The sequence below is a fragment of the Pseudorhodoplanes sp. genome (genome assembly GCF_050250235.1).
Classification (GTDB): Bacteria; Pseudomonadota; Alphaproteobacteria; order Rhizobiales; family Xanthobacteraceae; genus Pseudorhodoplanes.
Genome location: NZ_JBFWPA010000051.1, coordinates 15,468 through 31,220, shown reverse-complemented (window position 1 = coordinate 31,220; position 15,753 = coordinate 15,468). Strand labels below are relative to the sequence as shown.

Here is a 15,753-nt window from a genome sequence, read left to right as displayed (position 1 = left end):
TCTGTCGATCGTCGTGACGGCCTCAGTAATATTTGAGCGCCGGTTCTTGACCGGCAGCATACTGACCGCACATCAGGCGAATGGCATCCCAGTTGATCCCGAAATGCGCTGCGCCGGCATGCGCATCGCGCCAGTAGCGTTGCAGATCCTGCGACAGGAACAGCCCGGCCGCGCCGACCGCCTCGAACATGATATCCACGGCTTCGACCGAGATTCGCGCGGAATAGCTTTGCGCGCGGCGGTTCGCGATGCGCTGCCCATCCGAGACGCCACCGTGGCTTGCTTCGTGAAGCGTCGCCACGGCGCTGTCCAGCATGGTCGCCCGGGCAGCGTCGATCCGCATTTGCGCTTCGGCGAGCCGAAGCTGGATGGTGGGAAGGCTGGTCATGCCGGCGCCACCCCCGGCAGCGCCGCCCATCGTCGCGCGCGCTCCGATCGTTTCCAGGAAGCAGGCCAAGGCTCCGCGGGCGATGCCCATCACCGGCGCGCAGATGAAAATGCCGAACGAACTCATCAGCGGAACGCGAAAGACCGGATTCTCCGGGTGGATGGCAGCGCCGGGCGCCTTGCCGGACTGGACCTGGGCGACCGTCAGGGTGCGATGCTCGGGCACAAAGACGTCCTCGAGCACGATATCCTTGCTGCCCGATGCAACGAGGCCGACCACGTGCCAGTTGTCCACGATGCGATAATCCTGACGCGGAACGAGGTGCACAACCGGCTCCATCGATCCGTTCGCTCCCTCACGCAGCGATCCGATGATCGTCCACTGTGTGTGATCGACACCGGATACGTAAGACCATTTGCCGGTGAGGCGATAGCCGCCGGCAACCGGCCTGGAACGCCCGGTCGGGCGAAGGATGGATGCGGCGATCGTGTCACGATCGGCGCCCCAGACGTCGTCCTGCGCCTCGCGCGGAAACATCCCGATCATCCAGGACTTCAGGACAACGTTGGCATAGATCCATGCCGACGAGGGGCAGCCCGCTCCAAGCTCTTCAGCGACGACGACATAGTCCGCGAACGCGCGACCCGTTCCGTCATAGCTTTCCGGCTGCATCAGCCGGAACAGGCCCGCCGTCCTCATGTCCGCGATGGTTTCCGCATGGACCATGCGGCGGCTCTCGGCTTCGGCAGCGCGGCTCCGCAGAACCGGTGCAAGCTCTCGGGCCGCTTCGGCGGCGGCGCGCGTTGACGGATGAAGCGCGAAGCGGGTCGTGAAATCAGGTCCGGTCATGCATTCGCTTCATTGCATTTAGGATAATACAATTACGCTACGGTTAATCCGGTGCGAGGTCAAGACGGCCGGACTGCGTTGACAGGGAAAATAATTATCCTTATCGTAATCAAGTTATTCAAAGCGAAATTGGCGCCGCATGGATCTCCGCTCCTTTCTGAATCGCCTGCGTGAGGTGCACGAGATCATCGACATTCGCGATCCGGTAAGTCTGGACTACGAGGTGGGCGCCATCTGCCGGCGCCTGTCCGATGCCGCAGGTCCCGCCGCAATTCTTCACCGCGTCGGCGACGCAACCGCGCCGCTCGTGGTCAACGTGTACGGGACGCGACGTCGCGTCGCGCTTGCGCTCGGTACGACCGAGAGCGACCTTCTGACGCATGTCGTGCAGCGGCTGAAGACGCGAATTCCGACCGAGCTTGGAACCGGTGAGGCGGCGCCCTGCCAGGAAGTCGTCATCGCGGGCCGCGACATCAATATTCTCCAATGGCCCTTTCCGTTGTGGAATCTGGGCGACGCCGGCCGCTACATCACGGCAGGCAACATCATCGCCAGACATCCGGAGTTTGGCTGGAACATCGCGTATCACCGCGCGCAACTCTACAACGAGACCGAACTCGGGATCTGCATGGCTCCCGAACATCACCTCCGCTTTGCGGCCGATGAAGCGCGCGGACGGCACAAGGTCGAGGCCGCCATCGTCATTGGCGTACGCCCCTCCATCAGCATCGCCGCGGGATCGGATTTTTCGATCGGCGACTACGAACTCGATGTCGCAGGCGCACTCGAGGGGCGTCCGATCCGTACCGTGCGATGCAAGACCGTCGACGCCGAGGTGCCCGCCGATACCGAGATGGTCATCGAGGGCTTCTTCGGGGGAGAGGTGAGAGACGAAGGGCCGTTCGTCGAGTTTACCGGCTATCAGACCAGGGTGATCCAGAGCCCGGTCTTCACGATCACGGCGATCACGCATCGGCGCGATCCGATCGTGCACGGGGTGTTCGCGGGCAAACCGCCGTGCGAAACCAATACGATCTGGCGCGAACTTGAAGAATCCATCGCGTTCGACACCTTGCGCGGCCGCTACCCGCTGTTGAAGGCCGTTCACCGGCCACCCGAACTGGGCCGTGATTTCATCGGCATCCTGCAGATCAATGCCGAACGGCTGCGCCCTGGTATCGTTCGCACGTTGAGTCTTGCGACGGCCGCCGTGATGCCGCGGCTAAAATACATCATCGTCGTCGATGACGACGTGGACATCTACAACTTCAACGACGTGATGTGGGCGGTCGCTACGCGCTGCGACCCGAAGGCCGATATGGCCAGCATCGACGGGACAATGACGTCATGGCTCGACCCTTCGAGCGGAGGGCTGACGGGCAAGGTGTTCTTCGATGCGACCAAAAAGCAGGGCTTCGGCGGGACCATGCCGGGCTATCCTCCCGAAGCACTGTTGCGCGCGGACCGCCTGATCGAAGCGGCGTCTGTCGCGACCAACGATGAACGCAAGCCAACCTAATGTAGCGGACACCGATAGGAGGGTATGATGGGCCGACTGAAAGTCTTTGCCGCCGCGTCGACGCTTTTGTTCTGCGCGGCCGCGCATGCGCAGCAGCCGGTCAAGATCGGCTTTGTGGCGGAACTGTCCGGCCCGGTCGGCGCGCTCGGCCAAGACATGTACGACGCCTTCATGCTGGTCGTGGAGCGCAATGGCGGAAAGCTGGGCGGTGTCCCGGTCGAGGTCCTGCGTGAAGACAGCCAGCTCAAGCCGGAAGTCGCCAACCAGATCATTGACAAGCTGATCGAAAAGGACCGCGTCCCAATCATCGCGGGGATTACGTTCTCCAACGTCATGATGGCGGTGTACAAGAAGATCGTCGATAAGGAGGTTTTTCTGATCGGCTCCAATGCCAGCCCCTCGCTGATCGCCGGCGCGCAATGCAGTCCATTCTATTTCCAGGCCGCCGCGCAGAATGATCAGCGAGCGGAAGCGATGGGCCGCTACGCGGCCGACAAGGGTTACAAGAAAATCTACGCGATGGCGCCGAACTATCAGGCGGGCAAGGATTTCATCGCCGGCTTCAAGAGGGAATACAAGCTGCCGCTGCTCGAAGAGGTATATACCCCTCTCAATCAGCTCGACTTCCAGGCGGAGCTTGCGCAGCTCGCGGCGGCAAAGCCAGACGCGGTGTACGTGTTTTATCCCGGCGGACTGGGAGTCCAGTTTGTCCGGCAATGGCGGCAGTCCGGCCTTGCCGGGAAAATTCCGCTGCTCAGCACGTCAACCGTCGATCTGATCAATCTGCCGGCCCTGCAGGAAGCCGCGATCGGCGTGGCGCATGCCTCGCCCTGGGGACCCGATTTCGACAATGCCGAAAACAAGCGCTTCGTGGCGGAGTTCGAGAAGCGCTACGGTCGGCTGCCGTCCGAATACGCGGCCACGGCCTATGACTCGGCTCTGCTGCTTGACGCTGCGCTGGCCAAGGTGCAGGGCAACGTCGCCGACAAGAAAGCGTTCATGGCGGCGCTCAAGACCGCGGAATTTCCGTCCGTCCGCGGCAAGTTCAAGTTCAACCACAATCAGCTCGGTATTCAGGACTTCTATGTCTTCGACGTGGTGAAGGATGAGAAGGGCCGCTACACGCACAAGACCGCGGCGAAGGCGCTTGCCGACGCCCAGGACGCCTATCATTCGCAATGCCCGATGAAATAAACATGCCATCATGCGGCGCCGGGATGTACCCGGCGCCGCCCGCCCGGCTGCAGCAATGACATGGAATCTGCTCTTCGTTCAGGCTCTCAATGGCCTGCAATACGGTCTGTTGCTGTTCCTTTTGGCAGCCGGGTTGACGCTCGTCCTCGGAATCATGAATTTCGTCAACCTTGCGCACGGCTCCCTGTACATGCTGGGCGCCTATGTCGGCGCTGCCGCGCTTGCAAAGACGGGCTCGTTTGTTGTCGCGGGCTGCATTGCCGTCTTCGGCACATTGTTGATCGGGTTGATCGTCGAACGAACAACGTTGTTCGCATTCTATGCACGCGATCATCTTGACCAGGTGCTGGCGACCTTCGGACTGATCCTGTTCTTCAACGAAGCAGTGCGGGTCATCTGGGGTCCGCAATCGCTTTACATGCGTCCTCCCGACGCGCTGTCGGGAACCGTCGAAATCCTCGGCAACATCTATCCTTCGTATCGATTCCTGGTGATCGTGGTCGGGCTGCTGGTTGCGTTCGGCCTCTATGTCACGATCTACCACACCCGGATCGGGATGCTGATCCGGGCCGGCGCCAGCAACCCGCGCATGGTATCGGTCCTCGGCGTCAACATCCGGCTGCTGAACACCATTCTGTTCGGAATAGGTGCCGCGCTTGCGGGTCTTGCCGGGGTTATGGCGGCGCCGATTCTGGCCGTGCAGCCGGGGATGGGAGATCATGTTCTCATCGTCGTGCTGGTCGTGATCGTCATCGGTGGCATCGGCTCGATCCGGGGCGCTTTTTTCGGTGCGCTGATCGTGGGAATGGTCGACACCATCGGCCGTACCAGCCTGCCTCTGCTGCTTCGCCAGGTGACGGAGAGATCGGTGGCCGACGCGGCGGGGCCTGCATTGGCGTCGATGCTGATCTATCTGCTGATGGCGATCGTGCTCGCGTTCCGGGCCCAAGGCTTGTTCCCGGCGCGAAAATGACGATTTTCCCGGAGCGGATCGCACCAGGCGCGCCGAGGACGATCGTTGCCGCAGCGGTCCTGCTCTCGCTCGCGCTCTTGCCGGCCGTTGCGCAGGCCTATGGCGAGCCCTTCTACATCACCCTCGTCGCCCGCATTTTGATTTTCGCTTTGGCGGCATCCGGATTGAATCTGCTTCTGGGTTATGCCGGGCTCGTGAGCTTCGGCCACGCTTTGTATGTCGGGCTCGGTGCCTATGTGGTGGGGATCCTGGCCGCCAGCGGCTTTGACAATGGCTGGATTCAACTCGCCGTCACCATCATCTTGTGTGCAATAGTCGGCGCCCTGACCGGCGCGATCAGTCTGCGTACCAGCGGCATGGCCTTCATCATGATCACGCTGGCCTTTGCGCAGATGTTCTACTTTCTCGGTGTCAGCCTGAAGCAATATGGCGGCGACGACGGCCTGCAGATTCTTGAGCGCAGCGATCTCTGGCCGCTCTCGATCAAGACCAATACCGGACTATATTATCTCGCCTATGTCCTGTTGCTGGTGACGCTTTATCTCTCGTGGCGTCTCGTGCATGCCCGCTTCGGCCGTGTCCTGCGCGCGTCGAAATCGAATGCGCCGCGGATGCGGGTGCTCGGCTTTCCGGTCTTTCGCTATCAGCTCGCGGCGTATGTGCTGTCCGGCTGCATCTGCGGTGTCGCCGGTTTCCTCTTGGGCAACCTGACAAACTTCACCTCGCCGGCCTACATGTTCTGGACAGTGTCGGGCGATCTCATCGTGATGGTGATGCTCGGAGGGATCGCGACGATCCTCGGACCGCTCCTGGGGTCGGCCGTCTTCGTCCTGCTCGAAACCGTTCTTGCCGGCTATACCCAGCACTGGATGCTGTTCCTTGGACCGGTCATTGTCCTGATCGCGCTCGTCGCCAAGCGCGGCCTTTACGGATTGCTGCCCCGATGACCGCGCCATTGCTCGCGACAAAAGCGCTCCGCAAGAGATTTGGCGGACTGATCGCCACGGACAGCCTTGATTTCGAGGTGATGCCGGGAGAACTGCACGCGGTCATCGGGCCGAACGGCGCCGGGAAGACCACCCTGGTCCGGCAATTGATCGGCGAGACCATTCCGGACAGCGGCCGGATTCTGTTCGGCGGCGAGGATATCACCACGATGCAGAGCTATCGTCGGGCATTGCTTGGCATGGCGCGCTCGTACCAGGTGACGTCCATTCTCACCGAGTTTACTGCGCTCCAGAATGTCGCGATTGCAGCGCAGGCGCATGCGGGGCACAGCTTCGGATGCTGGAATCCGGTCGATAGCGAGGAAGACCTGAATGCTCCAGCCCTGCAAGCGTTGCGCGACACCGGCCTTGCCGGCAAGGCCGACTGGCCCGCGGAGGAACTCGCGCATGGCGAGCGGCGGCAGCTCGAAATCGCGATGGCGCTGGTCTCTAAGCCGAAAATCCTGCTGCTGGATGAGCCGATGGCCGGCATGGGCCGGCATGAATCGGAAGCCATCATCCAGTTGCTGGCAGGGCTCAAGCGGCAATACACCATCGTCCTGATCGAGCACGACATGGACGCGGTGTTTGCGCTCGCCGATCGGATTACCGTGCTGGTTTACGGACGCCAGATCGCGATCGGCTCGCCCGAGGAAATAAAGGCCAGCGCCGAGGTCCGCAGAGCCTATCTGGGCGATCGCTATGCTGCATCTTGAGTCGGTCGAAGGCGGATACGATCAGAGCCGGGTGCTCTTCGGCGTGAGCCTGGACGTCCGCGACGGCGAGGTGGTTGCCCTGATGGGGCGCAACGGGATGGGCAAGACCACGACCGTCAATTGCATCACCGGGCTGGTCCGTGTGTCGGCCGGCAGCCTGACCTTCGACGGCCGCGAGTTGAGCGCGTTGCCGCCCTACCGGATTGCGCGTCTCGGTATCGCGCTGGTCCCCGAGGGACGCCAGGTCTTTCCGACGCTGACGATCTACGAAAACCTGATCGCGACCGCGGCCAATTACGGACGCCTGCCGGACCCGTGGACCGTCGAACGCGTCTACGAGTTGTTCCCGCAGTTGCGCGAGAGGTCCGTTCAACTGGCCGGAACGCTGTCCGGCGGCGAGCAGCAGATGCTCGCAATCGGGCGCGCGCTCATGCTGTCACCGAAGCTGCTCATTCTGGACGAAGCGACGGAAGGCCTGGCACCCCTGATTCGCGATGAAATCTGGTCATGCCTTGCAGCTCTCAAGCGGCTTGGACAATCGATCCTGCTGATCGACAAGAATCTGGAGGAACTCGCGCCGCTCTGCGATCGTGGCTATGTGATGGAGAAGGGGCACATTGTCTGGCAAGGAGCGATGGCCGAATTGATGGCCGACGAGAACTTGCAGGCGGCGTATCTCGGGCTTTAGCGGGGCAGGTTATGGATATCAATCCGGCGCAAGGCAGGCGCGCCGTCATTGCAGGCGGGTGCGGCGGCATTGGCCGGGCCACGGTTCAGGCTTTCCTTCGACATGGACTGGACGTCGCGGTCATCGATCATCCCGCCGCGATCGAATGCCACCCGCAACCGAAGGAAGTCCTTGCCTTGGAGGCCGACGCCGGCAGCGCCGCATCTCTGAGCGCCGCGTTCGACCGGCTTGCGTCATGGCCGCAAATCGACATTCTCGTCTTCCTGATCGGGATTTCGATCTTGCCGCCGAAGGCCGCCACAGACATCAGCATCGAGGAATGGGATCGTCTGATGGCGGTCAATTTGCGCGCGGCGTGGCTCTGCGCGCGCTGCGCGCTTCCGCAGCTTCATCGATCGAATGCGGGCAGCATCATCAATGTGGCGTCAAGTCTCGCCTTCAATCCCAACAAGGGCTTCAGCGCCTACGTGGCGACGAAGGGCGGCATCGTGTCGCTGACCAAGGCGATCGCGATGGAGAATGCGCCCCGGGTACGAGCGAATGTGGTGGCTCCGAGCGCGGTCGATACCGAATTCCTCGCCGGGGGAACGGTCGGGCAGGACGGCGCGGACAACGCGTGGTTTCCGGCTTCGTCCTACGTAACCGGAATCCCGCTCGGGCGGCTGGCTGGGGCCGAGGACGTCGTTGGTCCAATCCTTTTTCTGGCCGGAGAGGGGGCACGCTACATCACCGGCCAGGTGCTCCATGTGAATGGCGGAAGGATAACACCCTGAGCTACGACATCATTATCGTCGGCGCCGGGCACAACGGACTGGCGGCGGGCGTCATTCTGGCGCGCGCCGGCTGGAAGGTTCTAATCCTGGAGTCGCAGCAGGAGCCAGGTGGAGCCATTCGCACGGGCGAAGTCACGCTGCCGGGGTTTCACCACGATCTTTACGCCACGAACCTGAACGCATTCGCAGGCTCGGCCTTCGTACAGGAATTCGGCCCAGCGCTGGCGAGGCACGGGCTCGCATTTGTCCGTGCGCAGAAGGCATTCTGTTCGGTTTTTCCTGACGGAGAATGGGTGGGCGTGACCACCTCGATCGATGAGACGGTCGCGAATATCGCGACGCGGTCGAAACGCGATTCGATCCGATGGCACGAGCTCTATCGGCGATATCAAGCGATGGCGCGGCACATTTTTCAGATGCTGCGGGAGCCCATGCCGTCGTGGAGCGGCCTGCGCGCGGCGCTGTCGTGTCCTTCCGCGCTCCCGCTGATCTTCGAGTCGAGCGGCGGATTTGCCGCGCGGCATTTCGAAGATCCAAAAATGCACGCCCTGTGGGCGGTATGGGCCATGCACCTCGATTTCGCCCCGGATACCGCAGGAGGAGCGCTATATTCGTTCCTGCAATGCATGCAGGCGCAGGAGCGGGGACTGCAGGTCGCGACAGGCGGCGCGCAGTCGATGATTTCGGCGCTGGCATCGCTGTTCAGGGAACTGGGCGGCGAGTTGCGATGCGGGATCGCGGTCGAGGAGATCGATACGGATCGCGGTACGGCCATCGGCGTTGTGGCGGGCGGCGTGAGGATCGCATCGCGCCAGGGCATCATCGCGAACCTGACGCCCACGGCCCTGTTCGACAGGATTGTGAAAGACGCTCCCGCGTCTGTGGTGAACAAGGCAAGGCAATTCCGCCATGGTCCGGGCACGATGATGCTGCATCTGGCGCTGAGCGATCTGCCGGACTGGAAGAGCCGGGCGGCCCGCGACTATTTCTATGTGCATATCGCGCCGTCGCTTGCAGGCATGCAGCAGGCCTATTGCGATGCGCTCGCCGGCAGGCTGCCTGACAACCCCGTTCTTGTGGTGGCGCAGCCCACGATCGTCGATCCTTCGCGCGCTCCCCCCGGACGGCATGTGCTCTCGGTGCAGGTCCGGGCCGTTCCAGGCGACCTCGACTGGCAGCGCGTCAAAACGGACTATGCGGACAGGGTGATCGACCTTCTGGAAAGCCATGCTCCGGGCTTGCGCGGGCGCATACTCGGCTGCCATGTCATCTCTCCGGCAGATCTGGAACGCGACAATCCGAATCTCGTCGGCGGCGACAGCGTGAGCGGGAGCCATCATTTGTCGCAAAATCTGGTCAACCGGCCATTCCTTGGCTGGTCGCGTTACCGAACGCCGATCCGAAGACTATATCTCTGCGGCGCCGCGACCTGGCCGGGCGCCGGGTCGGGTGCGGGATCAGGCTGGATCCTTGGTCACATGCTGGCGGGTAATCGATGAGGCCGTGAAGCCGAGCTTCCGGGACAGAGCGGCCGTGCTTCCGCGAAGCGCCGTCGCCACGGTGCCGGTCCACGCGTAATCGAAGGAGCCGGCGGGTCCGACCGCCGTGATCGCGCAAGCCGGATAGCCCCGGCTGTCGAAGATCGGCGCCGCGAGCGCATTGATGCCGGGCGTGATGTCGCCCGCGATGCGCGCCAGCCCGCGCGAGCGCACATCCGCGATTAATCGCTCGGCCTCGGCCATCGAACGGATCAGGCGGCCGCTGCCGCGTTCGCGATTGGCCCGGATTTCGGCCTGGATCAGAGGCTCGACAACAGGTTTCGGCAGAAACGCCGAGTACAGGAGGCCTGCGGCCGACGCCAGCAACGGCAGTGACTTTCCGACCCGGAAGCTCACCGTGATCAGGCGGTCCGCCTCCTCGACCCGCAATATCACCGGGCTGTGCGATCCCCAGACCGACAGTACCATCGTATGGTCGAGTTCGTCATGAAGGTCGATCATCGTCTCGACCGCGAGCGAGACCGGATCCATCGCGTAGAGCGCCGATGCGCCGAGCTCGATGCTCTTCGGACCCAGACGATAATGGCCCGTGAGCGCGTCCCGCTCCACAAAGCCCATCCGGATCAGGCTGACGAGATAGCGGTGAGCCTTGCTCGGAGGCATCTCGCCTTTTTCGGCCAGCGTCTTCAACTGATGCGTCTTGCCGCCGAGTTCCACGAATGCAAGCAGCAAGCGCATGCCGGTTTCGATCGAGTCGATGCCGATCTGCGCGTCGCTGGTGCCGCGGGGCATGCCGTTACTGCTGCGGGGTTTCGGTTTCTTCATGGACTCAGTGATCCCGTTGACCGTCGGATGAATTTCTTATATCGTAATGCAATTACGCCCTGAATAAAAAGGTCGCTCCGCCTTATGAAACAAGCCGGGACGAGTCGCCAGGTGCCGACATACTGCTATCAGTGCGTCAACGGCCCCGACCTGCTGACCGTATCCGTGAGTGACGGCGTTGCAACCCAGATCGAACCGAATTTTTCGGTGCGCGGAATGCATCCCGCCGACGGCAAGGTGTGCGTCAAGCCGTACGGGCTGCTGCAGAAGCTCTACAATCCGAACCGCATTCTCAAGCCGATGAAGCGGACCAATCCCAGGAAAGGGCGGAACGAGGATCCGGGCTGGGTAGAAGTCAGCTGGCAGGATGCACTTGATCTCCTTGCAGCAAAGCTTCGTCCGTTGCGGGACGATTATCGTGACCGGCACGGACATCCGCGGCTTGCCTTCACGATCGGCGGGGCCGGAACGCCGCTTCGCTACATGCAATCGTTTCCGGCTTTGTTGCGCGCCTGGGGCGGGCCGGTCGATCAGAGCCTTGGCGCCGGCGGTACGGTGTCGTGCTATCACAGCGAGCATCTGTACGGTGAATTGTGGCATCGCGCGTTCGCGGTCTCGCCGGACACGCCGCTGTGCAACTTCATCGTTTCGTTCGGCAACAACATCAACGCATCCGGCGGTGTCACCAGCGTTCGCCGTCATGCCGACGCACGCGGGCGCGGGATGCGGCGCATCCAGATCGAGCCGCATCTGACGGTGACCGGCGCGACCGCGAGCGAATGGATTCCGATCCGTCCCAAGACCGACTCCGCCTTCCTCTTTGCGATGCTGCACGTGTTGTTGTGCGAAACGAAGCTTGAGGCCCTCGACATCGGGTTTCTGAAAGGCCGCACGGCTGCGCCCTATCTTGTCGGGCCGAACGGATTCTTCGTGCGGGATCAGACCAATGGCAAGCCGCTGGTCTGGGACACCCGCTCCGGCGCCGCCGTCCCATACGACTGGCCCGCGGCGGAGCCAGCTCTCGATGGGGCATTCCCAGCCTCCGGATTTGAACGGGGCGCGGACGCGGAAAGCTGGACGCATCGCGAGGCGATCGTCCGACCGGCCCACCAGGTGCTGGTCGGGCACGTCAGGGCGTTTTCGCCGGAATGGGCGTCGGACATCTGCGACGTGCCGGCCGCGACCATCAGGCGGATCGCTCAGCAATTTCTGGCCGAAGCGCGGATCGGCGCCACGACCGAGATCGATGGGCAGACGCTGCCTTTGCGACCGGTGGCCGTCATGCTCGGCAAGGCGGTCAACAACGGCTGGGGCGCCTATGAATGCGTCTGGGCGCGCACCATGCTCCAGATCCTGGTCGGCGGGCTCGAAGTGCCAGGCGGCTTGCTCGGATCGACCTCGCGGATTGTGGCACAGGATGCCAATCGCGTGGCCTCCTGCGAACCGGGCGAGGACGGTTTCATGTCGTTCCCGTTTCTTCCGACCGATCGGGAGCATTGGGTTTCCGCGTCCGAGGTCAGGCACGGCCATTCCACCCTGACGCCAATGACCGGCTCCGGCGCGATCGCGCAGTCGCTTGGAAGCACCACGCTGGCATGGCTTCGCATGCAGGGGCGCGCGGCCGAAACCTGGTCGCGTCCGGATCCGCCGGATGTCTGGCTGCTCTACCGCTGCAATCCGCTGATCTCGAACGCGGAAACCGGGCGGCTGGCGGACACGATCGCATCGTTTCCGTTCCAGGTTTCGTTCGCATACACGCTCGACGAGACCAGTCATTTCGCCGATCTGCTCCTTCCGGATTGCACCGACCTCGAAAGCCTTCAGCTCATCCGCGTGGGCGGCACCGAATCCTTCGAGCAATTCTGGGAGTCCGAGGGCTGGGTATTGCGTCAGCCAGTTGTTGAACCGCGCGGTGAAACGCGCTGCTTCGACTGGATCGCAACCGAACTCGCCAGGCGCCTCGGAATTTTGCCCGCGTTCAACCAAGCGATCAACGCCGGCGCTTGCGGGCTGCCTCTGAAAACAGAGGCCTATGATTTTTCTTTGGATCCGGAACGCGAACATGGCAGCGACGCGATCTGGGATGCGATGTGCCGGGCGGCGAGCTTCGAGGTGACTGGAGGCACTGCTTGCGACGGCCTCGACTATTTTCGCGAGCACGGATTGCGCAGCCGACCGTTTTCAAGGCTCAATTGGTATCTCTATCCCGCAATGGTGTCACAAAATCTCAGGTTTGAACTGCCATACCAGGAGCGCGTAGCGCGCATCGGCCGCCAGCTCGGCAATAGATTGCACGAGCAAGGTATCAACTGGTGGGATCGTCAGCTCTCCGAATACGAGCCGCTCCCCCATTTCAAGGATTTGAACCGGCTGTGGGACGAGGCGCTTGAGCGCAACTATGGGGTCAGGGCTTCCGACTATCCGTTCTGGGTCTTGACCTCGCGCAGCATGCAATTCGCCTGGGGCGGCAATGCCGACATTCAGTTGATGAACGAGGTTGCCGGCAATGTTGCCGGACACAGCGGCATCCAGATCAACAGCGGCCGCGCTGCGGCGCTGGGTATCCGGGAGGGCGACAAGATCGAAGTGTCGTCGCCCGTCGGATCGGTCACCGGCCGGGCGATCCTGCGTGAAGGCATTCGGCCTGATGTCGTCGTGATGATGGGACAGTTCGGCCATTGGAAGACGCCCTACGCCCGCGACTTTGCGGTTCCGAGCCTGAACAGCCTCGTGCCGATGAATGCAGACCTGCTGGACGGCGGCGGATCGACAATCGACGCCACGAAAGTCAATGTGCGAAGGCTCGCGTCGTGACCCGATACGCGATGGTCGCCGATCTCGAACGATGCGTCGGGTGTCAGACATGTACCGCAGCCTGCCGTCATGTGAACGCCACGTCGCCTGCGGTGCAATGGCGGCGCGTGCTGGATATCGAAACGGGCAGCTATCCCAATGTGCGCAGGACATTCGTGCCGGTCGGATGCCAGCATTGCGACGATCCGCCCTGCATGCATGTCTGCCCGACGACGGCGACCCGCAAACGCCCGGACGGTATCGTCGCCATCGACTACGATCTCTGCATCGGCTGCGCCTATTGCGATGTTGCCTGCCCTTACCAGGCCCGTTTCAAGATCGACAGGATCGACTTCGCTTACGGTACAGCCATGGACCATGAGCAGGCACGGCGCGACGAGCGCCGGGTCGGTGTCTCCCAGAAATGTACGTTCTGCAGCGACCGGATCGATTTCGGCAAGGCCAATGACCTTGTGCCCGGGGTCGACGCGCAGGCGACGCCGGCCTGTGTCAACTCTTGTATCGCCGACGCCCTGCACTTTGGCGACGTGGACGACCCGGACAGCAACGTATCGAGGCTGCTGAGGGAGAATGGAAGTTTCCGGATGCATGCGGAACTCGGCACCGATCCGAATTTCCACTACCTGTTTGACCACAGGCACGGGTCCTCGCCGGATGCCGGCATGGTTCCCGTGCGAGGCGAGGCCATCGACCCTCCGCATCAGAAGCACTGGGACTGGAAGGCGTCCCTGAATTTCATTCTCGGTGGCAGCGGCGCATCGCTGTTGGTTTTTTCCTTGTATGATTCGATTTCCGCTGCGGCATGGCTCGCGCTCGGGATGATGGCGCTTGGCCTCGGGATTCTGTTGCTCAAGATCGGACGTCCATTGCGTTTCATCTATGTGCTGCGCCAGCCATGGCGTTCCTGGATGTCGCGTGAAGCCTGGATCGCCATGGTGCTTTTTCCCTGCGCCATCCTCGCGCTGACGACCGGTGCCGCCTTTCTCTCGATCGTTGCTGCAGTCTCTGCCGGCGCGTTTCTGCTGGCGCAGGCGATGATCCTGAAAGAGTCGAAGGGTGTCCCGGTCTGGCGCACGCCGCACGTCATTCATCTGGTCATTCTTGCCGGCGTCTCGGAAGGCGTGGCGATCTTGTCTTTGTTTCATCCGATGACCAGCTTCCTGTCGGCGCTTGTCCTAATGAGGGCGGCGTCGTGGTTCGTCTACCTTCGCGCCGTTCGCAAATCCGGTGCGCCGGCGCGGAGCCTCGAGGTCCTGCGCAGGTTCAATCCGTGGATGATCGGCGGGGGCATTCTTGCACCGCTGGCGCTCATTGCCGCCAGCTTGCCGGAAGCTGCCGCGATTGCGGTCGTGGCGAGCGGCTATGCATTGAAGTTCGTCCTGGTCACGCGCGCGGCCTATCAGCAAGGCTTCGCGCTCGGTCAGGCGCTCAATATCGTCCGGCCCGGATGGAATCCCGTAACGAAGAAGGCTGCGTGACATGTCCGGAAAGCTGTCAGTTCCTGTCCCGCCGTGGCCGAAAGGCGATGAACGCGGCATGGCAAATACGCTTGGGCCGGGTACCTGGATGAGGTGCGCCGAATTTCTGAGTGCACCCGGGGCGAAGTGCTATGAGCTCTCGCACGAGATCAGCAATACGATGCCGAGCTCGCCATTTTCGACGCCGCTCACCCTGCAGCCGCGACCGACTCGCGGCATGCGCAATGCGGTCCATGCCTCCAACATGGAGACGATGACCGGGGATCAGGGCGCGCAAGGCACGCATATGGACGCGCTCGGCCATTTCGGCGTCGTGGACAGACCCTGGGATGGGACTGGCGACTTTCCCGTTAGCGACGTGCGTTACTATGGCGGCTTTCGCCAGGACGAGGTCAAGCCCGCCCCGGACGCGATGCTGTCACGCCTTGGCATTCACAACGTTCCCCCGATTGTCACGACCGCTGTGCTCCTCGATGCGTGCGCGCTCTTGGGCAACGGCCGAGCCTTGCCCGCGGGGACGGTGATCACGGCAGCCGACATCGAGGCCATGCTGATGCGGCAAGACCTTGCCGACCGGGGAATCCTCCCCGGCGATGTCGTTTATATCCATACGGGATGGGGTAAGAACTGGACGGATCCCGAGCAGCAACCCTTCTATTACACGGAGGGGCCGGGCCTCGGATATGACGCTGCACAATGGATCGCGGAGCGCGCCGTGGTTCTCGTGGCTCTGGACAATCCCTTTACCGACGCCGTCAACTCGGGGCAGCTCAAGGGAGCAGCAGGGCCGGCATCAGGTTATCCGAAAGGATTTCCGTTCGCAGTCCACCATCATTGCCTTGTGGAAGCAGGAATTCACCAGATACAGAACGCCAAGCTCGACGAGATTGCGCGCGACCAGGTCTGGGTTTCCGCGACAATCATCTTGCCGTTGCGGGTACGCGGCGGATGTGGCTCGCTGGTGCGACCCATTGCCATCGGCGTTCCGGCGGCGTGACCGGCGTCTCGTTGAGCGGTTCGTCGCCAGGCGCATTCAGCTCTCGACGAAGGC

Annotated in this window: 13 protein-coding genes; 11 read left to right on the top strand and 2 right to left on the bottom strand. The window is 62.5% G+C overall.

Features of this window, described 5'->3' with window-relative positions:
• Positions 1 to 22 precede the first annotated feature (22 nt).
• Positions 23 to 1,237, bottom strand: a complete 1,215-nt coding sequence (locus tag AB7F49_RS21080; RefSeq protein ID WP_428525934.1) for an acyl-CoA dehydrogenase family protein — start codon at positions 1,235 to 1,237, stop codon at positions 23 to 25.
• A 139-nt stretch (positions 1,238 to 1,376) separates the two neighbouring features.
• Between AB7F49_RS21080 and AB7F49_RS21075 the strand changes: the two genes are divergently transcribed.
• The 8 genes from AB7F49_RS21075 to AB7F49_RS21040 are packed head-to-tail and all read left to right on the top strand — an operon-like array spanning position 1,377 to position 9,585.
• Positions 1,377 to 2,756 (top strand): UbiD family decarboxylase, encoded by a 1,380-nt coding sequence (locus AB7F49_RS21075; protein WP_428525932.1) that lies wholly within the window; start codon positions 1,377 to 1,379, stop codon positions 2,754 to 2,756.
• A 27-nt stretch (positions 2,757 to 2,783) separates the two neighbouring features.
• Entirely contained in the window at positions 2,784 to 3,950 is a 1,167-nt protein-coding gene (locus tag AB7F49_RS21070; RefSeq protein WP_428525930.1) for an ABC transporter substrate-binding protein, read from the top strand.
• 55 nt (positions 3,951 to 4,005) lie between these two features.
• Positions 4,006 to 4,923 carry a branched-chain amino acid ABC transporter permease gene (locus AB7F49_RS21065; protein ID WP_428525928.1) on the top strand — a complete coding sequence of 306 codons (918 nt, stop codon included), beginning with the start codon at positions 4,006 to 4,008 and terminating at the stop codon, positions 4,921 to 4,923.
• Positions 4,920 to 5,870 (top strand): branched-chain amino acid ABC transporter permease, encoded by a 951-nt coding sequence (locus AB7F49_RS21060; protein WP_428525926.1) that lies wholly within the window; start codon positions 4,920 to 4,922, stop codon positions 5,868 to 5,870. The genes AB7F49_RS21065 and AB7F49_RS21060 overlap by 4 nt, the downstream gene beginning before the upstream one ends.
• Positions 5,867 to 6,625, top strand: coding sequence for an ABC transporter ATP-binding protein (locus AB7F49_RS21055; protein WP_428525924.1), 759 nt, complete (start codon positions 5,867 to 5,869; stop codon positions 6,623 to 6,625). The genes AB7F49_RS21060 and AB7F49_RS21055 overlap by 4 nt, the downstream gene beginning before the upstream one ends.
• Positions 6,612 to 7,313, top strand: a complete 702-nt coding sequence (locus AB7F49_RS21050; protein ID WP_428525923.1) for an ABC transporter ATP-binding protein — start codon at positions 6,612 to 6,614, stop codon at positions 7,311 to 7,313. The genes AB7F49_RS21055 and AB7F49_RS21050 overlap by 14 nt, the downstream gene beginning before the upstream one ends.
• An 11-nt stretch (positions 7,314 to 7,324) precedes the next feature.
• Positions 7,325 to 8,086: an SDR family NAD(P)-dependent oxidoreductase gene (locus AB7F49_RS21045; protein ID WP_428525922.1), complete on the top strand. Its 762-nt coding sequence runs from the start codon at positions 7,325 to 7,327 to the stop codon at positions 8,084 to 8,086.
• Complete coding sequence (locus tag AB7F49_RS21040) at positions 8,083 to 9,585, top strand: phytoene desaturase family protein (RefSeq protein WP_428525966.1); 1,503 nt, start codon at positions 8,083 to 8,085, stop codon at positions 9,583 to 9,585. The genes AB7F49_RS21045 and AB7F49_RS21040 overlap by 4 nt, the downstream gene beginning before the upstream one ends.
• Here AB7F49_RS21040 and AB7F49_RS21035 read toward each other — a convergent pair.
• Positions 9,544 to 10,410, bottom strand: coding sequence for an IclR family transcriptional regulator (locus AB7F49_RS21035; protein ID WP_428525920.1), 867 nt, complete (start codon positions 10,408 to 10,410; stop codon positions 9,544 to 9,546). The genes AB7F49_RS21040 and AB7F49_RS21035 overlap by 42 nt on opposite strands.
• A 111-nt stretch (positions 10,411 to 10,521) precedes the next feature.
• Between AB7F49_RS21035 and AB7F49_RS21030 the strand changes: the two genes are divergently transcribed.
• From AB7F49_RS21030 to AB7F49_RS21020, 3 genes are read left to right on the top strand one after another with little or no spacing between them, the layout of a single operon-like run.
• Entirely contained in the window at positions 10,522 to 13,224 is a 2,703-nt protein-coding gene (locus AB7F49_RS21030; protein WP_428525918.1) for a molybdopterin-dependent oxidoreductase, read from the top strand.
• The gene (locus AB7F49_RS21025; RefSeq protein WP_428525916.1) at positions 13,221 to 14,702 is read left to right on the top strand and encodes a 4Fe-4S dicluster domain-containing protein; all 1,482 of its coding nucleotides are present in this window, start codon (positions 13,221 to 13,223) and stop codon (positions 14,700 to 14,702) included. Before AB7F49_RS21030 ends, AB7F49_RS21025 begins: the two co-directional genes overlap by 4 nt.
• Position 14,703: 1 nt before the next feature.
• On the top strand, positions 14,704 to 15,699 hold the full coding sequence (locus AB7F49_RS21020; RefSeq protein WP_428525914.1) for a cyclase family protein: 996 nt from the start codon (positions 14,704 to 14,706) through the stop codon (positions 15,697 to 15,699).
• Positions 15,700 to 15,753: the final 54 nt, after the last annotated feature.